The organism is Campylobacter sp. CFSAN093238 (genome assembly GCF_012898015.1).
GTDB lineage: Bacteria > Campylobacterota > Campylobacteria > Campylobacterales > Campylobacteraceae > Campylobacter_D > Campylobacter_D jejuni.
The window spans coordinates 161,273-181,339 of the sequence record NZ_CP040611.1; the positions used below are offsets into that span (position 1 = coordinate 161,273).

20 protein-coding genes are annotated in these 20,067 nt (G+C 29.7%); 11 read left to right on the forward strand and 9 right to left on the reverse strand.

Annotation, left to right across the window (positions count from 1 at the left end):
* Positions 1-2: 2 nt before the first annotated feature.
* From FBF21_RS00875 to bamA, 7 genes are read right to left on the reverse strand one after another with little or no spacing between them, the layout of a single operon-like run.
* On the reverse strand, positions 3-929 hold the full coding sequence (locus FBF21_RS00875; RefSeq protein ID WP_002823485.1) for a tRNA-dihydrouridine synthase: 927 nt from the start codon (positions 927-929) through the stop codon (positions 3-5).
* Positions 926-1,912 carry a hypothetical protein gene (locus tag FBF21_RS00880; protein ID WP_002851806.1) on the reverse strand — a complete coding sequence of 329 codons (987 nt, stop codon included), beginning with the start codon at positions 1,910-1,912 and terminating at the stop codon, positions 926-928. Before FBF21_RS00880 ends, FBF21_RS00875 begins: the two co-directional genes overlap by 4 nt.
* The gene (gene dksA, locus FBF21_RS00885; RefSeq protein WP_002851949.1) at positions 1,902-2,264 is read right to left on the reverse strand and encodes a molecular chaperone DnaK suppressor DksA; all 363 of its coding nucleotides are present in this window, start codon (positions 2,262-2,264) and stop codon (positions 1,902-1,904) included. The genes FBF21_RS00880 and dksA overlap by 11 nt, the downstream gene beginning before the upstream one ends.
* A gap of 11 nt (positions 2,265-2,275) precedes the next feature.
* The gene (locus FBF21_RS00890; RefSeq protein WP_002851666.1) at positions 2,276-2,725 is read right to left on the reverse strand and encodes a 23S rRNA (pseudouridine(1915)-N(3))-methyltransferase RlmH; all 450 of its coding nucleotides are present in this window, start codon (positions 2,723-2,725) and stop codon (positions 2,276-2,278) included.
* A 1-nt stretch (position 2,726) separates the two neighbouring features.
* Entirely contained in the window at positions 2,727-3,569 is an 843-nt protein-coding gene (gene accD, locus FBF21_RS00895) for an acetyl-CoA carboxylase, carboxyltransferase subunit beta (protein ID WP_002851791.1), read from the reverse strand.
* Positions 3,570-3,577: 8 nt separating this feature from the next.
* Positions 3,578-4,300: an inositol monophosphatase family protein gene (locus tag FBF21_RS00900; RefSeq protein ID WP_002851687.1), complete on the reverse strand. Its 723-nt coding sequence runs from the start codon at positions 4,298-4,300 to the stop codon at positions 3,578-3,580.
* Entirely contained in the window at positions 4,300-6,519 is a 2,220-nt protein-coding gene (gene bamA, locus FBF21_RS00905; protein ID WP_002869859.1) for an outer membrane protein assembly factor BamA, read from the reverse strand. The genes FBF21_RS00900 and bamA overlap by 1 nt, the downstream gene beginning before the upstream one ends.
* 76 nt (positions 6,520-6,595) lie before the next feature.
* On the opposite strand from bamA, the gene FBF21_RS00910 reads away from it, so the two are divergent.
* The 11 genes from FBF21_RS00910 (at position 6,596) to FBF21_RS00960 (ending at position 18,417) form a co-directional block, all read left to right on the forward strand.
* On the forward strand, positions 6,596-7,423 hold the full coding sequence (locus FBF21_RS00910) for a prephenate dehydrogenase (RefSeq protein ID WP_002860599.1): 828 nt from the start codon (positions 6,596-6,598) through the stop codon (positions 7,421-7,423).
* A gap of 79 nt (positions 7,424-7,502) precedes the next feature.
* Entirely contained in the window at positions 7,503-8,876 is a 1,374-nt protein-coding gene (locus FBF21_RS00915; RefSeq protein WP_002876253.1) for a M23 family metallopeptidase, read from the forward strand.
* On the forward strand, positions 8,876-9,760 hold the full coding sequence (gene lpxC, locus FBF21_RS00920; RefSeq protein ID WP_002869857.1) for a UDP-3-O-acyl-N-acetylglucosamine deacetylase: 885 nt from the start codon (positions 8,876-8,878) through the stop codon (positions 9,758-9,760). Before FBF21_RS00915 ends, lpxC begins: the two co-directional genes overlap by 1 nt.
* A gap of 38 nt (positions 9,761-9,798) precedes the next feature.
* Positions 9,799-10,200: a tRNA (adenosine(37)-N6)-threonylcarbamoyltransferase complex dimerization subunit type 1 TsaB gene (locus FBF21_RS00925; protein ID WP_002851789.1), complete on the forward strand. Its 402-nt coding sequence runs from the start codon at positions 9,799-9,801 to the stop codon at positions 10,198-10,200.
* A gap of 8 nt (positions 10,201-10,208) precedes the next feature.
* Complete coding sequence (gene thrB, locus FBF21_RS00930) at positions 10,209-11,087, forward strand: homoserine kinase (protein WP_002851909.1); 879 nt, start codon at positions 10,209-10,211, stop codon at positions 11,085-11,087.
* 24 nt (positions 11,088-11,111) lie between these two features.
* The gene (locus FBF21_RS00935) at positions 11,112-11,369 is read left to right on the forward strand and encodes a YlxR family protein (protein ID WP_002859353.1); all 258 of its coding nucleotides are present in this window, start codon (positions 11,112-11,114) and stop codon (positions 11,367-11,369) included.
* Positions 11,356-13,941 (forward strand): translation initiation factor IF-2, encoded by a 2,586-nt coding sequence (gene infB, locus FBF21_RS00940; protein WP_002913050.1) that lies wholly within the window; start codon positions 11,356-11,358, stop codon positions 13,939-13,941. The genes FBF21_RS00935 and infB overlap by 14 nt, the downstream gene beginning before the upstream one ends.
* Positions 13,938-14,300 (forward strand): 30S ribosome-binding factor RbfA, encoded by a 363-nt coding sequence (rbfA, locus tag FBF21_RS00945; RefSeq protein ID WP_002778650.1) that lies wholly within the window; start codon positions 13,938-13,940, stop codon positions 14,298-14,300. Before infB ends, rbfA begins: the two co-directional genes overlap by 4 nt.
* Entirely contained in the window at positions 14,290-14,712 is a 423-nt protein-coding gene (gene rimP, locus FBF21_RS00950; RefSeq protein WP_002857456.1) for a ribosome maturation factor RimP, read from the forward strand. Before rbfA ends, rimP begins: the two co-directional genes overlap by 11 nt.
* Positions 14,713-14,758: 46 nt before the next feature.
* Entirely contained in the window at positions 14,759-17,080 is a 2,322-nt protein-coding gene (locus FBF21_RS00955; RefSeq protein WP_002857512.1) for an McrB family protein, read from the forward strand.
* Positions 17,080-18,417: an McrC family protein gene (locus tag FBF21_RS00960; protein WP_002857309.1), complete on the forward strand. Its 1,338-nt coding sequence runs from the start codon at positions 17,080-17,082 to the stop codon at positions 18,415-18,417. The genes FBF21_RS00955 and FBF21_RS00960 overlap by 1 nt, the downstream gene beginning before the upstream one ends.
* Here the strand turns inward: FBF21_RS00960 and FBF21_RS00965 are convergent.
* The gene (locus tag FBF21_RS00965; protein ID WP_002874273.1) at positions 18,406-19,209 is read right to left on the reverse strand and encodes a metal ABC transporter permease; all 804 of its coding nucleotides are present in this window, start codon (positions 19,207-19,209) and stop codon (positions 18,406-18,408) included. The genes FBF21_RS00960 and FBF21_RS00965 overlap by 12 nt on opposite strands.
* A complete protein-coding gene (locus tag FBF21_RS00970) occupies positions 19,202-20,056 on the reverse strand; it encodes a metal ABC transporter ATP-binding protein (protein WP_002869855.1) in 855 nt (284 codons plus the stop codon). The genes FBF21_RS00965 and FBF21_RS00970 overlap by 8 nt, the downstream gene beginning before the upstream one ends.
* Positions 20,057-20,067 lie beyond the last annotated feature (11 nt).

Here is a 20,067-nt window from a genome sequence, read left to right on the forward strand (position 1 = left end):
AATCAAGTTAAACTAAAAAATTCTTCTATTTTTTTTCGCATTTCTTCGACATTGTCGATACGATTAACGGTATCTCTAAAGGCTGAAGCGTCTTTATGCCCTTTAGAATACTCGTGTAAATGCTTGCGAAATATACTTACGCCTTGATCTTTGTAGTGTTTTATCATTTCATCAAAATGAGTGAGTATGATTTCTTTTTTGAGTTTTTCATCTACACTTTTACCGCTTTTGATTTCATAAAATATCCAAGGATTTCCTACGCTTGCACGCCCTATCATGAGTCCATCACATTTTGTGATTTTATAAACTTCTTTAGCGTTTTGTGCGTTAATATCGCCATTTGCAATCACAGGAATTTTCACACTCGCTTTAGCACTAGCAATGGATCCATAATCGGCTTTTCCGCTATAAAGCTGTTTTCTTGTGCGTCCGTGGATACTTATAAAATCCACCCCCAAGCTTTCGCAAATTTTAGCCATTTTTTCAGGATATTTTTCATTAAATCCTAGTCGAAATTTCACACTTGTAAGGCTTTTTTTATTGTTTTCTTTAATCACTCCTACAAGATTTTTAAAAAGCTCTAAATTTTCTAGCAAAGCACTGCCAGCACATTGTTTAACAACTTTATTTACAGGGCAACCGCAATTAAAATCGATCCCATCTACAAAATCCATTTCATTTAGCATTTGCACTGCTTTTTTTAGCACTTCTTTATCTCCACCTGCAATTTGGACTATATAGGGATTTTCTAATTCAGCTCTTTCTAGCATATGTAAAGTTTTAGAACTTTCATAAACTAAGGCATTAGAACTTATCATTTCACTTATGGTAATATCAGCACCAAATTTTTTTACTACATTACGAAAAGGCAGATCTGAAAAACCTGCCATAGGGGCTAAAAACAGGGGTTTTTTGCTAAAATCTATCATTGTATGAGTTGATTTAGATCGATTTTGATATTTTTTTCACGCAAGGCTAAAAAGGCTTTAAAATCATTAAATTTTTTATCATCATTGTGAATTTGTTCTCTTAACTCATCTAAAAGTCCAAATTCAGCCAAAAGATATAAATATGCTCTTAAAGCTTCGCTTTTTTCATTTTTAATTTTGTTAAAAATTCCTAAAATAGCATCAGGATTTAAAAGTTTAGTACTTAGTTTTGCTGCATTAAGATAGTCTTTTTCGCTTAATATGTTGTGTGAAAGTAAAACTTCATATTCTGCTACACTAAGTTCTAAATTTCCTTCTTTAAAACGCTTGATAAGTGTGAGAACTTCAGAAGGCTTTTTAGGGATTTTTACATTTTTAATTTGCTCATAACTAGCTTTTTCTATAAGAGTGTTAAAAGCAATTTCTTCAAATTCATCTTTGATTTCATTAAGGTTTTTAAGTTTGTTATAGGCATAATTTGCATCATTTTTGAGATGATTTTTTTCATTTTGCAAATATAAAACATTGTTATTTTCGAGTTTAAATTTGCTAAGGTTAAAAAATTCGTTTTTATTTAAACCATCAATAAGATCTAAAATTTCATTGATTTTATTTGAGTGTGGAATTTTTTCATGTGTTTTTATGGTTTTAAAAAGTTGTGCTACAGATCTAAATTCTTTTGTTTGAAAAGTGGTTTTAAGATCTTTTTCAAGGAGTAAATCTTGAGTATAAGCTTCAAATTTAGCTGCATCTTTAAAAAAATGCTTAAATTTTAAATAACGCAAAAATCCATAAAATGCTATGTGTAAAACGGCTAAAATCATATAAATAAATAAAGGAATAACAAGCCATATCATAATAGGTAGTTCAAAGGTATAAGTGCTGATATTTAGAGTATAGCTTCCTAGTTCTAGATGCCAAGCAAAGGCAAAAATAAGTGCTATATAAATAAAACTTGCAAGTAAGAAGAGTTTAATTTTCATGTTTTTTTCCTTGTTCTGCAATTTGACGGCAAGTGATACAATATCTTGCGTGAGGTTTGACTTTTAGTCTTTGAGAGTCGATTTCATCATCGCAAGATTCGCAAATTCCATAAGTGCCGTTTTTGATTTTATCTAAAGAATCTTCGATTTCTATAAGTTCTTCTTTGAGATTGGTGCTGATAGCAAAGTCAATTTGAGATCCTGTTTCTATGACAGAAAAATCCACACTATCGCTTGGGACGCTATTGTGAAGAGCTTCGATTTCATTTGAATTGCTTTGCAAATTTTCTAAGATGGCTTTTTTTCTTTCTTCTAAAATATTTTTGAAATTTTGTATTTCATTTTTTTTCATTTTAAAACTTTCTATTTGTGATAAGGGTGATTGTTGTTGATGCAAAATGCACGATAAATTTGTTCTAAAAGTAAGGTTTTAACAAATTGATGTGCTAAAGTAAGTTTGCTTAATGATAGTCTAAAATCCAAACTTTGATTAAATTCTTCTCTTAAACCATAAGCACCTCCTATAAAAAAACTTAATTCATTTTTATCTTGGATGAGTTTTGCAAATTCTATACTTGTAAGATCTTTCCCTTTTTCATCAAGAGCGATACAATAGCCTTTTTTATAAGGCATAAAAGCTTCTTCATAGCTTTTTTTTGCTTCTATGGCATTTAAATTTTGAGCTAAGGCTATTTTTTTATTAAAAACATTTATTTCTTTTAAAGTGGCGTATTTGGAGATGAGTTTAGAGTATTTCTCACTACAAGTTTTAAATTCATCACTTTTTTGAATACAAAAGATATTAACTTGCAAATTATTTTCCACTAAAAAATTTTAGTACATCGCTAAGATATTGTTTTTGTTCTCCTCTTTCAACTATGGCATCTATAAGTCCATGTTCTAACAAGAACTCTGCTTTTTGAAAACCTTCAGGTAAATCTGCTCCTATAGTTTGTTTAATAACTCTTGCACCAGCAAAACCTACTAAAGCTTCAGGTTCAGCGATGATTAAATCTCCAAGCCAAGCAAAAGAAGCACTTACTCCACCCATAGTAGGATCGGTTAAAATGCTAATATAAGGAAGTTTTTCTTTGCTAAGAAGTTTAAGTGCAGCACTAGTTTTGCTCATTTGCATCAAAGAATAAGTACTTTCTTGCATTCTAGCTCCACCGCTTGCACTTACGATGACAAGAGAAGTTTTGCTTGTGATAGCTCTTTGTATAGCTCTAACAATTTTTTCTCCTTCAACAGAACCTAAAGATCCGCCCATAAAAGAAAAATCAAATACAACAAGTTGGGTTTTTAAACCATTGATTTCACATTCTCCACTGATGACAGAACTTTTTCTACCTGTTTTACTTTCACCTTCGCTAAGGCGTTTTTTATAGGATTTGCTATCAACAAATTTTAAAGGATCTATAGCTTCTAAATTTGCATCATACTCAATAAAACTGCCTTCATCGCTTAAAAGTTTAATACGTTCATCAGCTGAAATTCTCATGTGATAATTGCATTTAGGACAAACATTAAAACAAGATTCTATTTCTTTATAATACATCAAAGCATGACAACTTTGGCACTTTACCCAGTGATTTGGCGCTTCTTTAACGCTAGGTTGTTGTCTTCTTATTTTTGAAAAAATATCTGCAAAATTCATATATTCACCTAATTATTTTTTAAAAATTCTAAGATTATATCAAAAATTTTTTTGTCTTGGCTTAGGAGAAGGAAATTTTCATTTTTTTCTATATATAAATTTTGATGAATTGCTAAAGCAGCTGCTGTATCAAAAATTCGTGTTTTTCCAAGAATTAATACAAAACTAAAATACGAAGCATAAGCAAGACTTAAGGCTGTTGCACCCAAAGAGCGAAATTTTAATTGATTTTTTGTTAAAAAATCGAGAAGTTCTGGATAAAGTGAAATTTTTTCAACTATACCTATTTTAGAAAATAGATTAGGTGTTAAGGGTGAGTATTTTGGATCGGAAAGATTGGATTTAAAAGCTTGTTTGTTATTAAAAGCAAAAATTTCTTGACTGACAAGATTGCAAACAAAAGCGCTTTTTGCCTGATCTTTTTCCATAAGAGCTATAGAAGTTCCATAAAATGGTATTTTAGAAACAAAATTTGAACTTCCATCCAAAGGATCAAGAATCATTTGTTTTGGGCTAGCTTTTCCGATCAATCCGCTTTCTTCAGAAAAAATTTGTCCAAAACAACTAAGATATTTTATGAAAATTTGTTCACATTTTAAGTCAAGCTCATAGCCTTGATTTTTATCATAGCCTAATTTAGAGCAAAGTTTAAGATCATTTTGTGGGATATTGTTTAGATACTTGCGTATTTGCAAATTTGCATTCAAGCAAGCATCTAAAAATTCTTTCATTAAAAGCGTGTTCCAAGATTAAATTCAAAACTATTAGTATCATCACCTTTTTTATCATTAAGAGGTTTGGCAAATACAAGTTGTAAAGGTCCAATAGGTGTAATCCATTCAATGCCTATACCTGTACTCATTCTTTTTATTTCATCTAAATTTTTACGCCCTATCATACCATAATCAAAAAACACGCTACCACGAAGTTTGATTCTATCAATCAAAGGAAAACTAAGTTCTACGGAATTGGCAAAAGCTATAGTTCCACCTACTTCATCTCCCCATTGATTTTTAGGACTTACTGTTCTGCTTTCAAAACCGCGTATCGATCTAATACCACCTAAATAAATTCTTTGGTTAATTGGTAAATAACCTTCATCCCATACTTTATAAAAACTCGCTTTATAGCGATAAATAAGATCATATCCTATATAGTCTTGCAAACCTTGATAAAAGTTAAATTTAGAGCTTGATGAAATAAATTCTTGATCTCCGCCAAGTCCAGCGTATTCTAAACTAGTTGAAGCAATAATACCTGATCGTGGCAGATAATAATCATCTGTATTGTTAAAGGTGATTGCTGGAGTTATAGAGCTTTTAATACTTTTGCCAAGTTCATATCCTGTTCTTAAAAGAGTTGGACTTAAGTGATATATATCGCTTTGTTCAAGATTATAAGTTAAGCTTACATTATAGTATCTTGCAAATTGGCGTCCAACTGTTATATCAAAGCCGTAATTTTTTTCTGAATAATTATCCCATTCATAGTCATTTGAATAAAGTGTTCCACCCAGACTATATTGACTATCAAGAACGCGTGGATTTACGAGACTAATCCTTCCCGATAAAGTATCATCGCTTTTATCTACGCTTACAGAGCTTTTTATTCCTGAACCAAAGATATTTGTATCCGATAAAGAAGCGTTAAGCAAAATACCATCGCTTGATCCATAGCCAATGCCTCCAGAAATAGCTCCTGTAGAAGCTTCTTTAACATCAACAATCAAATCAATATGTGTATTATCAACTTTTTCTTCTTTGATATTTACATCGTCAAAATAAGAAGTTCTTTTTAAAGCATTTTTTGACTCGCTTAAGTCTGTTCTATTGTATAAATTACCTTCTGTTATATATAATTCTCGGCGTATGACGCGATCTACGGTGCGTGAATTTCCTGAAATAATAACATTTCTTATATAAACTTTATCGTGAGGGATTACTTTAAATACAACGGTGGCTTCTTGAGTTTGATCATTTTTTTGAATATCAGGATAGACTTCTACAAACGCATAACCCAAATCAGCACTTTGTGTTTCTATGGTTTTAACATCTTTTCTAATGTCTTCGATATTGATAGTTTTGCCAGCGCTTGATCTTAAATCTTTTACGGTTTGTGCATTTTGCTTATCATCAAATAAAGGATTTTCTATGCTTATACTTTTAATTTTATAAGGCTTTCCTTCTTTGATAAAATAAGTCAAATTTGCTTGATAAGTATCTGTGTAGGTTTTAAGATAAGGGGAGGATACTTGAACATCTAAATATCCTTTTTTCATATATTCATCAGCAATTCTTGAACTATCGTTACTAAGTTCAAAAACTTTTAATTTTCCATCATTGCGTCCCCACATCCATCCCATAAATTCTTTTTCTTTGTTAACAACAGCAGGTTCTATATCAGAATATGAAAATTTCTTTGCTCCACTTAAATGAACATTATCAATAATGATATTTTCACCACGATTTACTATAAATTCAAGCTCTAGTCCATCAGTATTTTCTAAAGTCTTTTTTTTGTATTCTACAATAGTATCAAAATAACTTTTTGCTTCATAATAAGCTTTAATGCGTTCAATAGCTTCTTTTATACTTCCTTCATCAAGTAGTGTACCTCTTTTAATCCCTAAAATACTTTCAACTTGTTTTCTATCATTGGAAGCTATACCTGTTATACTAACCTTTGCTATAGTTGGTTTTTCAGTAACTATAATTTCCAAAATTCCATTGTTGTTTTCTACTGCAATATTTTCGAAATAATTTTGTTTATAAAGATTAAGAATAGCAGTGTTGATTTTTGCAGGATTTATTTCCTCGCCTATTTTAAGCCCCGCGATATTTATAGCGCTTGTGTTCGATAAATGATTTAATCCGATAAATTTAATATCTTTAATGGTTGCTGCATTGGCCATAGCAACTAAAGCACAAATACTAATAAGATGTTTTTTCATTGATTTTTTACCTAAAGCTTTATTAAAAGCTGTATAATAGCAAAAAAAATTTAACAAAAAAACTAAGGTAGAAAGTATGAAAATAGCAATTATAGGGCTTGGGCTTATGGGTGGATCTTTAGGGCTTTGTTTGAAAGAAAATAAGCTTATTTCTTGTGTTTATGGTATGGATTTAAGCAAAGAAAATGAAAAAGATGCCCTGCAATTAGGTCTTATTCATGAGCTTATAGAATTTAAAGATTTAGCTTTATGTGATATGATTTTTGTCGCAACTCCTGTTGATGCTATTATAGCAATTTTGCAAAAGTTAGTTGATTTGCCTTCTAATGTAACAATTATAGAGCTTGGAAGTACAAAAAGAAAAATTATAGAAAGTTTGCCTAAGAATTTAATCAAACAAACTCTTTTTGCTCATCCTATGACAGGAACTGAAAATTCAGGTCCAAAAGCAGCTTTTAAAGAGCTTTATAAAGATGCAGTTTGTGTTCTTTGTGATAGTGAAATAGCTGATGATTTACATCAAAAAAGAGCGGTAGAAATTTTTTCTCATTTAGGGATGAAAATTGTTTTTATGGATAGTAAAGCCCATGATCATCATGCTGCTATTATTTCTCATTTGCCTCATGTTATAAGTTTTTCTTTGGCAAATTTTGTAATGAAGGAAGAAGATAAAAGAAATATAGTTCATTTAGCCGGAGGATCTTTTAAAGGTATGAGCAGAATTGCCAAATCATCGCCACAAATGTGGGAAAGTATTTTTTTACAAAATAAAGATAACTTATTAAGTTCTATTGATTTTTTTCAACAAGAATTAGAGAGATGTAAACAAATGATACAATTAGACAAAAACGATGAATTAAGAGAATGGATGAAACAGGCTAATACCCTAAGAGAAATTTTATAAATTTGCTAGATATTTACTGAAAATATAATAGAATTTATATTAAAAGCAACAAAAACATTGAAAATTTTTAAGGAAGGTTATGGCAAAAAGAAAAGGCAAAACTTATTTATCTGTTTTAATTTTAGTTTTAATAGCAATTTTGATTTTTTTTATTTCAAGATTAAGTATTTTTGAAAAAAATCCTCCTCAAATTTTAATGCCAGATGTTGTATATACTGATCTTAAAAAACCTATTTTAGTGCATATTAAAGATGATGAAAGTTCTATCAAAAACGTACAAATTATATTGCATAAAGACGACAATACTAGTGCAATGGTTATAGCAGATGAAAAGATTTCTAATTTAAAAGATATTACCTTACAAGTTGCTTTGCCAAAATTTGGTTACAAAGAAAATGTAAAATCTTTTGTTTTGGAGGCGATAGCTAAAGATTCTAGTTTTTGGAATTTTTTTAGTGGCAATGAAGCAAGAAAACAAATTGCGGTATTAGTAGATAATACGGCTCCAAAAATCAATATCATAAGCAATTCTTACCAAATCGAGCAAGGTGGTGCTGGGGCAGTTGTTTTTAAGGCTGATGATGCTAATTTAGATAAGGTGTATATAGAAACAAATAAAGGTAAAATCTTTAAAGCCACACCTTATGTAAAAGAAGGATATTATGCGGCTTTGATTGCTTGGGATGCAAGAGATGAGGAATTTCGTGCATTTGTTATCGCTACGGATAAAGCGGGCAATATTTCAAAAGAACGTATAAGGTATTATTTTGTTAATCGTAAATATCGTGTTTCAAATATCAATCTAACGGATAAATTTTTAGATGGAAAGATTGAGAATTTAGCAAATCAGTACGCTCCAAAAGATAATAATCTCAATCGTTATGAAAAATTTAAGTTTGTCAATGAAACTTTAAGAAATAGCAATGAAAAACTTATCCATGAAATCACTTCAAAAGTACCTGAGGAAAAAATTGATAATTTTGATTTGAATTTATTTTTACCTCTTAAAAATGGTATGAAAGTAGCGGATTTTGCTGATCATAGGTATTATTCTTATAATGGGCAATTTGTGAGTGATTCTTATCATATGGGGCTTGATCTAGCAAGCGTAGCACAAGCTCCTATCATAAGTAATAACGCAGGCAAGGTTGTTTTTGCTGCTGAAAATGGAATTTATGGTTTAAATTTAATTGTTTATCATGGTTTTGGAGTATATAGTCTTTATGGGCACTGTTCTTCTAAAAATGTTGATTTAGATGAAATGATTAATAAACAAAGCATTATAGGCAAAACAGGAACAAGTGGTTTAGCCTTAGGCGATCATTTGCATTTTGGAGTTTTGGTTCAAGGGGTTGAAACGCGTCCTGAACAATGGCAAGATAAAAAATGGATAGAAAATAATATTTACAATGTTTTAAATGATGGTAAAAAGATAATTTTAGGAAAAAATTAATGAAACAATTAACTTTAGCAAAAACTGTCAAAGGCGTAGGTATAGGACTTCATAAGGGTGAACCCATAGAAATTACTTTAGAGCCTTTAGAAGCAAATAGTGGTATAGTATTTTTTAGAAGTGATCTTAATGCAAGCTATAAGGCAAGTCCTGAAAATGTGATCAATACTCAAATGGCAACTGTTTTAGGAGATGAAAGAGGGTTTATTTCTACAATAGAGCATTTAATGAGTGCGATTAATGCTTATGGAATCGATAATGTACGCATTGTTTTAAATGCAAATGAAGCTCCTGTTATGGATGGATCAAGTATTAGTTTTTGTATGATGCTTGATGAAGCAGGGGTAAAAGAACTTGATGTGCCTAAAAAAATTATGGTAATTAAAAAGCCTATAGAAGTAAGAGATGGTAATAAATTTGTGCGTTTAACTCCTACTAAAGAACCCCGTATTAATTACACAATTAAATTTGACAATGCTGTCATAGGTGAACAAAGTTACAATTTTGAATTCAGCAAAAAAAATTATATAGAAAACATAGCAAGGGCTAGAACTTTTGGTTTTTTAAAAGATGTTCAAGCTCTTAGGAGTATGAATTTAGCACTAGGTGGAAGTTTAGAAAATACTATAGTAGTAGATGAAAATCGTATTTTAAATCCTGAGGGTTTGCGTTTCAAAGATGAGTTTGTAAGACATAAAATTTTAGATGCAATTGGAGATTTAACCTTACTTGGATATCGTGTTTTTGGAGATTATACTTCATATGCTGGGAGTCATCATTTAAATCATTTACTTACTAAAGAAGTTTTAAAAGATAAAGATGCTTATGAAATTGTAAGCCTTGAAAAAACAACCCAAAAAGCTTATGAAAAGGTATTTGCATAAAAACTTCTCTTTTACTTAATACTTTATCTAAGCCTTTAATGATCGGAATTTATCAAGATGATAAACTTATAAAAACTTATAAAAGTGAAGAAAAAGCAAGCGAATTTTTACCAAAAATTTTAGATGAATTGCTTAAAGAATATGATTTTACAAGTTTAATCTATGCTAATGGTCCAGGTTCTTATATGGGGATTAAAATTTCTTATGTAAGTTTGAGTACTTTAAGTATAGTAAAAAATATTCCTTTATTTGCGGTGAGTGCTTTTGAATTAAATGGCTATAAACCCATAAGTGCAAATAAAAATTTTTGTTTTGTATATAAGGAAGGTGAAATTTGTTTAGAGCAAAATATCCCAGCAGAGTTTTTTTTACCAAAAAATTTACAAGAGCTTAAACTAAATAATGATAATCTTCCCTTTTATTTTTTAGATGCAATTTAGGATGAAATTTGAAAATTTTAGTTCCAGCTACGAGTGCGAATTTAGGGCCAGGTTTTGATTGTTTAGGACTTAGTTTAAAGCTTTTTAATGAAACTCAAATCCAAAAATCAGGTGTTTTTAGCATTAGTATTGGAGGCGAGGGAAGTGATAATATTTTTCTTAAAAAAAACAATATATTTGTAAATATTTTTTATGAAATTTATGAAAAACTAAGCGGAAAAAAAGATAATTTTCGTTTTATTTTTCAAAATAACATTCCTCTTTCAAGAGGATTAGGAAGCTCTTCAGCTGTGATTGTTGGAGCTATTGCCAGTGCTTATTATATGAGTGGATTTAAGGTAGAAAAAGAACGTATTTTAGATGAAGCTTTAATTTATGAAAACCATCCAGATAATATCGCTCCAGCTACTCTTGGTGGTTTTGTGTGTTCTTTGGTTGAAAAAAATAAAGTTTATAGTATCAAAAAAGAGATTGATAAAGATTTAGCTGCTGTGGTTGTGATCCCAAATTTGGCAATGAGCACGGAACAATCACGCCAAGCTTTGGCCAAAAATTTAAGTTTTAATGATGCGGTTTTCAACCTTTCTCATGCTTCATTTTTAACCGCTTGTTTTTTGGAGAAAAAATATGAATTTTTAAAATTTGCAAGTCAAGATAAGCTCCATGAAATCAATCGTATGAAAAACTTACCCGAGCTTTTTGAAGTGCAAAAATTTGCCTTAGAAAATAAAGCTTTAATGAGCACACTTTCAGGTTCGGGATCGAGCTTTTTTTCTTTAGCTTTTAAAGATGATGCTTTAGCTTTAGCAAAGAAAATACAAACAAAATTTAAAGATTTTCGTGTGCAATATTTAGAATTTGATGATAATGGCTTTGAAATTTGCTAAAAAATATAAAAAAAAGATATAATTTTGAAAAAACATATACCAATTAGAATGTGCATAGTGTGTAAAAACCGCTTTGAGCAAAATATGTTATTTAGATTTAAAGTTGTTTTAGGAGATATTGTGCCTAAAGCAGAACATGGAAGAAGCGGATATTTATGTCAAAATTGTATTGAGAGAGAAGATAAAGTCTTACAAAAAGCATTTTCTAAAATATGTAAAAATTTAAATACTAAAATTACTCAGCAAGGACTTAAGGAGATATTTTTAAATGGCAAAGATTAGAATTCATGAAATCGCAAAAGAATTAGGTTATGATAGTAAGGAAATTATTGAAAAGGCAAATGAATTAGGACTTGGAATTAAAACAGCATCAAATGCTGTAGAACCTGAGATTGCGGCAGCTATTTATGAGTATATACAAACAAGAGAAATTCCAGAAGCTTTTAAGAAAAATATCAAAACTCCTACAGCAAAAAAGCCTAAAAAAGAAAATATAAAAGAACAAGAAAAGCTAAATGAATCTGAAAAAAAAGAACCTAAAAAAGAAGAATTAAAAATTGAAAAAGAAAATGCAAAAGAGGAAGAAAAACAAGAAATTATTGATGCTCATAAGCCACAAAGCCTTGCTAGTGCAACTTTAGCCAAAAGACGCGGACTTGTTATTGTTAAAAAGAAAAAAGACGAAGAAGAAATTCAAGTTAAAAAAGAAGAAGTAAAAAATTCAAATGATATATCTATCAATAATGAAGAGCGCTTAAGTTTAAAAACTATGTTTTCAAATGCTGATGAGAGTTTAAAGAAAAAGAAAAAAGAAAAAAAATCTTTTGTTGCGAGTAAAAAAGAAAGTACCGAAAAAATGAATTTTTTAGATGAACATGATTTTGGTGATATTTCTTTAGATGATGAAGATGAGGTAGTATTACCTGATTTTAGTGTAAAAGAACAAGAAAAACCACAAAATATCAATAAAAAACAACCTAATTTTATAAGACAAGCTGTTGGAAATTCTGCGGGTTTTGGGCTTGAAGGTGGAATTCAAAGAAGAAGTCGTAAAAAACCATCTAAAAAGATTGAAAAAAAGGAAGTAGAAGAAGTAGGTAGCGTTGCTATTTCTAAAGAAATTCGTGTGTATGAATTCGCTGATAAGATAGGAAAAAGCACTAGTGAAGTGATTTCAAAACTTTTCATGCTTGGAATGATGACAACAAAAAATGATTTCTTAGATGAAGATGCGATTGAAATTTTGGCTGCTGAATTTGGTATAGAGATCAATATCATTAACGAGGCTGATGAGTTTGATTATGTAAAAGACTATGAAGAAGAGACTGATGAAAAAGATTTAGTGACTAGAGCGCCTGTGATTACCATCATGGGGCATGTTGATCATGGTAAAACTTCTTTGTTAGATTATATCAGAAAATCACGCGTTGCAAGTGGAGAAGCAGGGGGTATTACCCAACACGTGGGTGCTTATATGGTAGAAAAAAACGGGCGTAAAATTACTTTTATCGATACTCCAGGTCACGAAGCTTTTACTGCTATGCGTGCAAGGGGTGCAAGTATCACTGATATTGTAATCATCGTTGTAGCCGCAGATGATGGGGTAAAACCACAAACCAAAGAAGCGATAAATCATGCTAAAGCAGCAGGTGTGCCTATTATTATCGCTATTAACAAAATGGATAAAGAAGCGGCAAATCCCGATATGGTAAAAACTCAACTTGCAGAAATGGAAATCATGCCAGTAGAATGGGGCGGATCTTATGAATTTGTAGGAGTTTCGGCTAAAACAGGAATGGGGATTGAAGATTTACTTGAGATCGTGCTTTTACAAGCTGATATTTTAGAACTTAAAGCCAATCCAAAAAGTTTTGCTAAAGCAAGCATTATAGAAAGTTCTGTGCAAAAAGGGCGTGGTGCGGTGGCTACTATCATCGTGCAAAATGGAACACTTACTGTAGGAAGTACTGTGGTTGCAGGCGAGGCTTATGGAAAAGTGCGTGCGATGAGCGATGATCAAGGTAAAGCCTTAAAAGAAATCAAACCAGGTGAATGTGGGGTTATCGTAGGACTTAGTGAAGTAGCAGATGCAGGTGAAATTTTAATCGCAGTAAAAACAGATAAAGAAGCAAGAGAATACGCTAATAAACGCCACGAATACAACCGCCAAAAAGAACTTAGCAAATCCACTAAAGTTAGCATTGATGAGCTTGGAGCTAAGATCAAAGAAGGCAATCTAAAAGCCTTGCCTGTTATTTTAAAAGCTGATGTACAAGGATCTTTAGAAGCCTTAAAAGCAAGTTTAGAAAAACTTAGAAATGATGAGATTAAAGTGAATATCATTCATAGCGGGGTAGGAGGGATCACACAAAGTGATATAGAGCTTGCAAGTGCGAGTGAAAACTCTATAGTACTAGGTTTTAACATACGCCCAACAGGGGAAGTTAAAGAGCGTGCTAAGGATAAAGGCGTAGAAATTAAAACCTATAATGTGATTTATAATCTTTTAGATGATGTAAAAGCCTTGCTTGGTGGTATGATGAGTCCGATTATTTCTGAAGAGCAATTAGGACAAGCAGAGATTAGACAAGTGATCAATGTGCCAAAAATCGGACAAATCGCAGGTTGTATGGTAACTGAAGGGGTGATTAACCGTGGAGCTAAAATTCGCCTTATCCGTGATGGAGTTGTGGTTTATGAAGGAAATGTAAGCTCGCTTAAACGTTTTAAAGATGATGCTAAAGAAGTGGCAAAAGGCTATGAGTGTGGCGTAGGTATAGAAGGGTGTGATGATATGAGAGTGGGTGATTATATAGAAAGCTATAAAGAAGTAGAGGAACAAGCAAGCCTATGAACCCAAGTGAGATTAAAAAACTACGCACTGAAAGTATCTTAAAAGAGCTAATCCCTGAAGCTTTAGCAAATTTAGATGATGAAAATTTGAAAAATTTGTGTGTAGTGGATGTAGAGTGTAAAAAAGGCAGATATGATGCTTTTGTGTATCTTGATAAGATGTTTTTTAATGTTCATGAGCAAGAAAAAATTTTATCTTCTTTAAAAAAGGCAAGTAGAGCTTTGCAAAATTACTGCATGAGTGAGCAGGGTTGGTATAGGTGTCCGAATTTTCATTTTAAATTTGATGATAGGCTTGAGTATCAAAACCATATGGATGCACTTTTTGAAAAAATAAAAAAGGATAAAAATGAATCTTGAAGCCCTTTGCAAAGAAGCAGAGCTTAGCTTTTATGATGATGAGCTAGTAAGTGAAAATGGCAGAAAAATTTATAGAATTTATGTGCAAAAAGAAGGTGGGGTAAATCTTGATGATTGTGCAAGGCTTAGTGAAATTTTATCGCCTATTTTTGATGTAGAGCCACCTGTAAATGGGGAGTATTTTTTAGAAGTATCTTCACCAGGACTTGAAAGAAAACTTAGCAAGATAGAACACTTTGCTAAAAGTATAGGTGAACTTGTGAAGATCACAACCAATGAAAAAGAAAAATTCGAAGCAAAAATCATTGCTGTAGATGATGAAAATATCACTTTAGAAAATTTAGAAAATAAAGAAAAAACTACTATAAATTTTAATGATATAAAAAAAGCTAGAACCTTTGTGGAGTGGTAAGAAATCTAAATATGATTTAAAAATAGCATAATTTAAGGATTTGGTAATGTGGAATTTAGATGAAAAAAAATTACAAGAAATGCTTGATGGCTTTTTAAATTTTCAAGAAGTATGGACTTTAGAAAAAGTTAAAAATATGACTCTTGAAGAATATACTAACATTAAAAAAGATAATCCAAATAGAGATGATTTTACTTTTTGGATAGAAAGTAAATTGGATAATCTAGGAAGTATTTGGGGTGGCTCAGCTTTTAAATTTGGTATATATAGAAGAAATGATGAAAGTCAGAAAGAATCTTCTAGCGGTAGATTATATAGTCAAAATTATGCTTGGATTGCTAAATATGGCAATAATGAAAATGAAGCATTTAATAATATCAAAGAAAAAATCATACAAATAATACAAGCAAGTCAAGATAATAATTTAAAAACTATAGAAAAAATAGATTTTGGGGATGCAATTAAATGGAAAATAGCTTTTCATTATCAAGATGTAAAGAATATAAAAATAGTTAATATTTTTTCTAAAAATGTTTTAGATTTAATATCTTTAAATGAATTTAAAGAAAAATTAAAAATATATCAAATACATAAAAAATTATTAGAGAATAAAAATTTATCATTAGTTAAAATGATAGAAAATATAGCTATTCCTTTATGGAATAAATATGGCATGGATAGTCAAAATTATATAGATAAAATGAAAAATTTATTTAGTGAATATTTAAATAAAAAGAAATTAGATAAAAATACTATAAATAAATATATTCAAGTTATAGAAAATATATCAAAAGAATTTTTAAAAGAAAATCTATATAGTTGTGATTTATTTAGTTTTGATCAAAATATAAATAAATTAAATAAAAATGAAGAATTTAAGTTAAAAAATAGCAATGGACACAATATGTATTCTAGTGCATTGAATTATTATAAAGCTTTTTTGATTGATTATTATGAACAAGATATTTTTATAACTGAAAGAGTGCAATCTGAGGAATCAAATATGAAAATTATACCCTTAAATCAAATTCTTTATGGGTCTCCAGGGACAGGAAAAACTTATCATACTATAGATAAAGCTTTAGAGATTATATCAAAAGAAGAAAAAATACAAATTCCAAGTGAAGATGATAGAATAAATAGAAAAAAAATATTTGATGAGTATGTAAAAAATGGACAAATAGTATTTACTACTTTTCATCAAAGCTATGGATATGAAGAATTTGTAGAAGGTATAAAGCCTATAATAGACAATGATGAAAATTCTCAAGAAGTAAAATATGATGTAAAAGATGGAATTTTTAAAGAATTATGTGATAAATCTTTGAAAAATTATATTTTATCAATGCAAAATGAAAATGAAATTGATTTAGATAAATTAATTTTTGAATTTGCTAATTATATTAATCAAGATTTTTTAAATAAAGGAAATGAATTTCCTTTAGAAAATAAAGTTAGTATTAAAAAAATTCTTTTAAACTTTAAAGATGAATATCGTTCTTTTTCATTGGGTGGTTCAATTAAAAGTCCTCAAAGCTTAACTATAGATATTATAAAAAGAGATTATCTAAATTTTAAAAATAAAAAAATTCTATCTTTTAAAGATATTAAACCAAAATATGATAGTCAAAGTGATTATCATGGTAATGCAATTTACTATTTTATGTTTTATAATAAATTAAAAGAATTTGAAAATATACAAAATGAAAAATTTAAAATAAAAAAAGAAATTTTAAAATCTTACATAATTATCATAGATGAGATCAATCGCGGTAATGTAAGTAAGATTTTTGGTGAACTTATAACCTTGATAGAACCTAGCAAAAGGATAGGTGAAAAAGAAGAGTTAAAAGTGACTTTGCCTTATAGTGGCAAAGAATTTGGAGTGCCTAAAAATGTTTATATTATAGGCACTATGAATACAGCCGATAGAAGCATAACTTCTCTTGATACAGCTTTGCGAAGACGCTTTGAATTTATTGAGATGATGCCTGATGTGAGCAAATTATCTATAGATTGTGAAGGTATTAATTTACAAGAATTATTAAAAGCTATAAACACTCGTATAGAATATTTACTAGATAGAGAAAAAACCATAGGACACGCATTTTTTATAAGTGTTGAAAATTTAGAAAGTTTAAAAAAGGTTTTTAAAAATAGAATCATCCCACTTTTGCAAGAGTATTTTTACAATGACTATGCTTTGATTGATGCGGTTTTAAATAAAAATGGTATGTTGGAAATTAGTGTTGAAAATAAAGATTATTTAAAAAATATGACAGAATTTATAGAAAGCGATAAGATTGTTTATAAATTTAGTGATAGTAATAATTGGAATAAAGATACTTTTATAAAAATATATAAATAATGAAAACAAGTAATACTTTTTCTATCATCGAACACCAAGCTTTTTCTAAAGAAGATTTAAAAGAAATTTTCAAAGAAAAGGCCGAAGGGTTTTATAAAGAGCTAGAAGACTTTGCAAAAAATAATGAAAATCTTCTAGGCTTTAAAAATAAAAATACCTTAAAAGCTAAAAATTATGTCGGCATTATACAGACTAAAAGTGGGGTTTTGGAGATTTTGCCAAAATGCACGAATTTAGATAGCTATAAAAAAGAAGATAGCTCTTCAAATCACGATAAAGAAAAACTAAAAAGATACTATGAATTAGACAATATTTCTAAAAATAATGATTTTTATGAACAAGATTTTAAATTTAATCCTAAAAATCTTTTGATAAATATGCTAAAAACCTTAAAAAACTTCCCCTTTAAAAAATCACAAATTTCATCTTTGCAAAGTTCTAAAATTCCTTTATTTGAAGTGTTTATCACTATGTTTTTAGATGAATTTGATAGCGTATATAAAAAAGGCTTGATGAGATCTTATCTAAGTTGCGAAGAAAATAGGGCTTTTTTAAAGGGAAAATTACTATTTAACGAGCATATCAAGCGAAATTTGATACACAAAGAAAGATTTTTTACAAGCAATGATGAGTTTGTTTTAGATATAGCACCCAATCGTTTGATAAAATCAACGCTAAATTTTTTAAAATCAAAAACAAGTTTGAATAAATTTAGACTTATAAAATCTATGCAAATTCTCGATGAGGTAGAATTTTCTAAAAATTATGAAAAAGATTTTAGTTATAAAATTTCAAGACATTTTGATTATTATGAAAACTTGCTTTTGTGGTGTAAAATTTTCTTAAAAAATGAAAGTTTTATGCCTTATCATGGTAAAAATGAAGCTTTTGCTTTGCTTTTTCCTATGGAGAAAATTTTTGAAGATTATGTAGCTTATATGCTAAAAAAAGTAAATCCAGCTCAAGATATTAAAGTTCAAAACAATGGAAAGTATTTAATCTCAAAAAATGATGAAAATTGTTTCATGTTAAAGCCTGATTTATATATAGAAAATAAAATGATCCTAGATACCAAATGGAAAATTCCAAATGATAGTGAAGATGAGAAAAAACAGGGTATAGAACAAAGCGATTTGTATCAAATGTTTGCTTATGCTTGCAAATTTAAAATTTATGATATTAAACTTGTGTATCCTTTATGTGAAAAAACTCAAGATTTACAAAGAAAAATCGCAGAAAAATTTTTTGTTTTTAAGGCAAGCGAACATTTGTATTTTAAAGAACAAGGGCAAAAAGATATAAAAGTGCAAGTGTGTTTTGCACCTTTACCTTTTTAAAAATTTGCCTATCAAATGCATTAAAAAACCAAAACAAGCTACAGCTATGATACAAGCACCGCTTGAGAGGTTAAGATAATAGCTAAGTATAAGTCCTAAAACACAAAAAATCATACTTAAAAAACTTGCCAAAATCATGATAAAGCCAAGTCTTTTAGTAAAATTTTCAGCAATAAAGCTTGGGATACTAAGTAAAGCCATAACTAAAATAAGCCCTACAAGGCGTATAGAAATAACTATACAAAAAGCCATAAGGGCGATTAAAAGATAATGAAAAAAACTTGTATTGATACCACGAACTTTTGCAAATTCCGCATCAAAGCTTAATGCTTCAAATTGTCTATAAAATAAAAAGATCAAAAGTACCACCACGCTATCAACCAAAGCCATAAGCCATAAATCTTGTGTTCCTACAGCCAAAATGCTCCCAAAAAGATAAGCCATTAAATCTGTGTTATAACTAGGGCTTAAATCGATTAAAATAATCCCAACAGCCATTCCAAAAGCCCAGATTACAGCGATAATACTATCACTTCTGTGTTCATAGTGTTTAGCTAAAAAAGCTACTAAAAAAGCCAAAAATAAAGTAAATATTCCCGTGCTTAATAAAATAGGTAAAGAGAAATAAAAAGCTATACCTATACCACCAAAAGCCCCATGTGTTATACCTCCAGCCATAGAAAAAAGGCGATTTATCATCACCAAAGTACCTATGATCCCACAAGCTATACTGACTAAAATCGCTCCTAGTAAAGCGTTTTGAAAAAAGGTGAAATTTAAAATTTCAAGCATTATTTTCCTTTGAAAATTTTAAACAAAAATTTTCTTTTTTAAATTCTGTTTTTTTCAAATTTCTTCTTGTAAATTCTTGTTCGCATAGTTTTTTACTATCGCAATTTTCTTCATCGCAAAAACAAGTATTTAAACTCATTTCTACATCACAAAAATGAGAGTGGTTTTCGTATAAGTGTTTTAAAAATGAACTTTTTTCTTTTTCTTTAGTATTGGTATGCAAGAAAAGTTCTTTGTTTAAATGTGCAATTTTATCGCTATAAGCTAATACAAGGTTGATATCGTGACAAATGAGTAAAATTCCCATGCCTTTTTGGTGCAAAGAGCTTAGAAGTTCAAAAATTTGTATAGCAGACTTGTTATCAACGCTTGCGGTAGGTTCATCTAAAATAAGCATTTTGCATTCACTAGCTAAGGCTCTTGCGATAAAAACACGTTGTCTTTGTCCTCCGCTTAAAGAATCAATGGTTTTGTTCCAAAATTTTTCCATTCCTACACTTTTTAAAGCTTGCATAGCTTTTTCTTTATCTTTTTTCCCATAAAAACCAAAAATTTTTTTACTTACAAGTCCCATAAGAATGATTTCAAGTACTCTTGGACAAAAATTAGGATTGGCTAGAGTGTGTTGAGGAACATAGCCTATTTCTTTTTTTTGAAGAGCTTTGAAATGGATTTCATTTTTGGATTTTAAAAGTCCTAAGATAAGTTTTACGAGTGTTGATTTTCCTGCGCCATTTGGACCTATGATAGAGAGAAAGTCTTTATTGTCATAGCTAAGATTGATGTTTTTTAAGATGATTTCATTATTATAAGCGTAGTTTAGATTAGAAATTTCAAAAAAAAGCATCAAAAAACCTG

What these genes read in the sequence shown, in the direction of transcription:
- FBF21_RS00875 (WP_002823485.1), bottom strand. Translation starts at nt 929, where the DNA reads ATGATAGATTTTAGCAAAAAACCCCTGTTTTTAGCCCCTATGGCAGGT.
- FBF21_RS00880 (WP_002851806.1), bottom strand. Translation starts at nt 1,912, where the DNA reads ATGAAAATTAAACTCTTCTTACTTGCAAGTTTTATTTATATAGCACTT.
- dksA (WP_002851949.1), bottom strand. Translation starts at nt 2,264, where the DNA reads ATGAAAAAAAATGAAATACAAAATTTCAAAAATATTTTAGAAGAAAGA.
- accD (WP_002851791.1), bottom strand. Translation starts at nt 3,569, where the DNA reads ATGAATTTTGCAGATATTTTTTCAAAAATAAGAAGACAACAACCTAGC.
- FBF21_RS00900 (WP_002851687.1), bottom strand. Translation starts at nt 4,300, where the DNA reads ATGAAAGAATTTTTAGATGCTTGCTTGAATGCAAATTTGCAAATACGC.
- bamA (WP_002869859.1), bottom strand. Translation starts at nt 6,519, where the DNA reads ATGAAAAAACATCTTATTAGTATTTGTGCTTTAGTTGCTATGGCCAAT.
- FBF21_RS00910 (WP_002860599.1), top strand. Translation starts at nt 6,596, where the DNA reads ATGAAAATAGCAATTATAGGGCTTGGGCTTATGGGTGGATCTTTAGGG.
- FBF21_RS00915 (WP_002876253.1), top strand. Translation starts at nt 7,503, where the DNA reads ATGGCAAAAAGAAAAGGCAAAACTTATTTATCTGTTTTAATTTTAGTT.
- lpxC (WP_002869857.1), top strand. Translation starts at nt 8,876, where the DNA reads ATGAAACAATTAACTTTAGCAAAAACTGTCAAAGGCGTAGGTATAGGA.
- FBF21_RS00925 (WP_002851789.1), top strand. Translation starts at nt 9,799, where the DNA reads ATGATCGGAATTTATCAAGATGATAAACTTATAAAAACTTATAAAAGT.
- infB (WP_002913050.1), top strand. Translation starts at nt 11,356, where the DNA reads ATGGCAAAGATTAGAATTCATGAAATCGCAAAAGAATTAGGTTATGAT.
- rbfA (WP_002778650.1), top strand. Translation starts at nt 13,938, where the DNA reads ATGAACCCAAGTGAGATTAAAAAACTACGCACTGAAAGTATCTTAAAA.
- rimP (WP_002857456.1), top strand. Translation starts at nt 14,290, where the DNA reads ATGAATCTTGAAGCCCTTTGCAAAGAAGCAGAGCTTAGCTTTTATGAT.
- FBF21_RS00955 (WP_002857512.1), top strand. Translation starts at nt 14,759, where the DNA reads ATGTGGAATTTAGATGAAAAAAAATTACAAGAAATGCTTGATGGCTTT.
- FBF21_RS00960 (WP_002857309.1), top strand. Translation starts at nt 17,080, where the DNA reads ATGAAAACAAGTAATACTTTTTCTATCATCGAACACCAAGCTTTTTCT.
- FBF21_RS00965 (WP_002874273.1), bottom strand. Translation starts at nt 19,209, where the DNA reads ATGCTTGAAATTTTAAATTTCACCTTTTTTCAAAACGCTTTACTAGGA.
- FBF21_RS00970 (WP_002869855.1), bottom strand. Translation starts at nt 20,056, where the DNA reads ATGCTTTTTTTTGAAATTTCTAATCTAAACTACGCTTATAATAATGAA.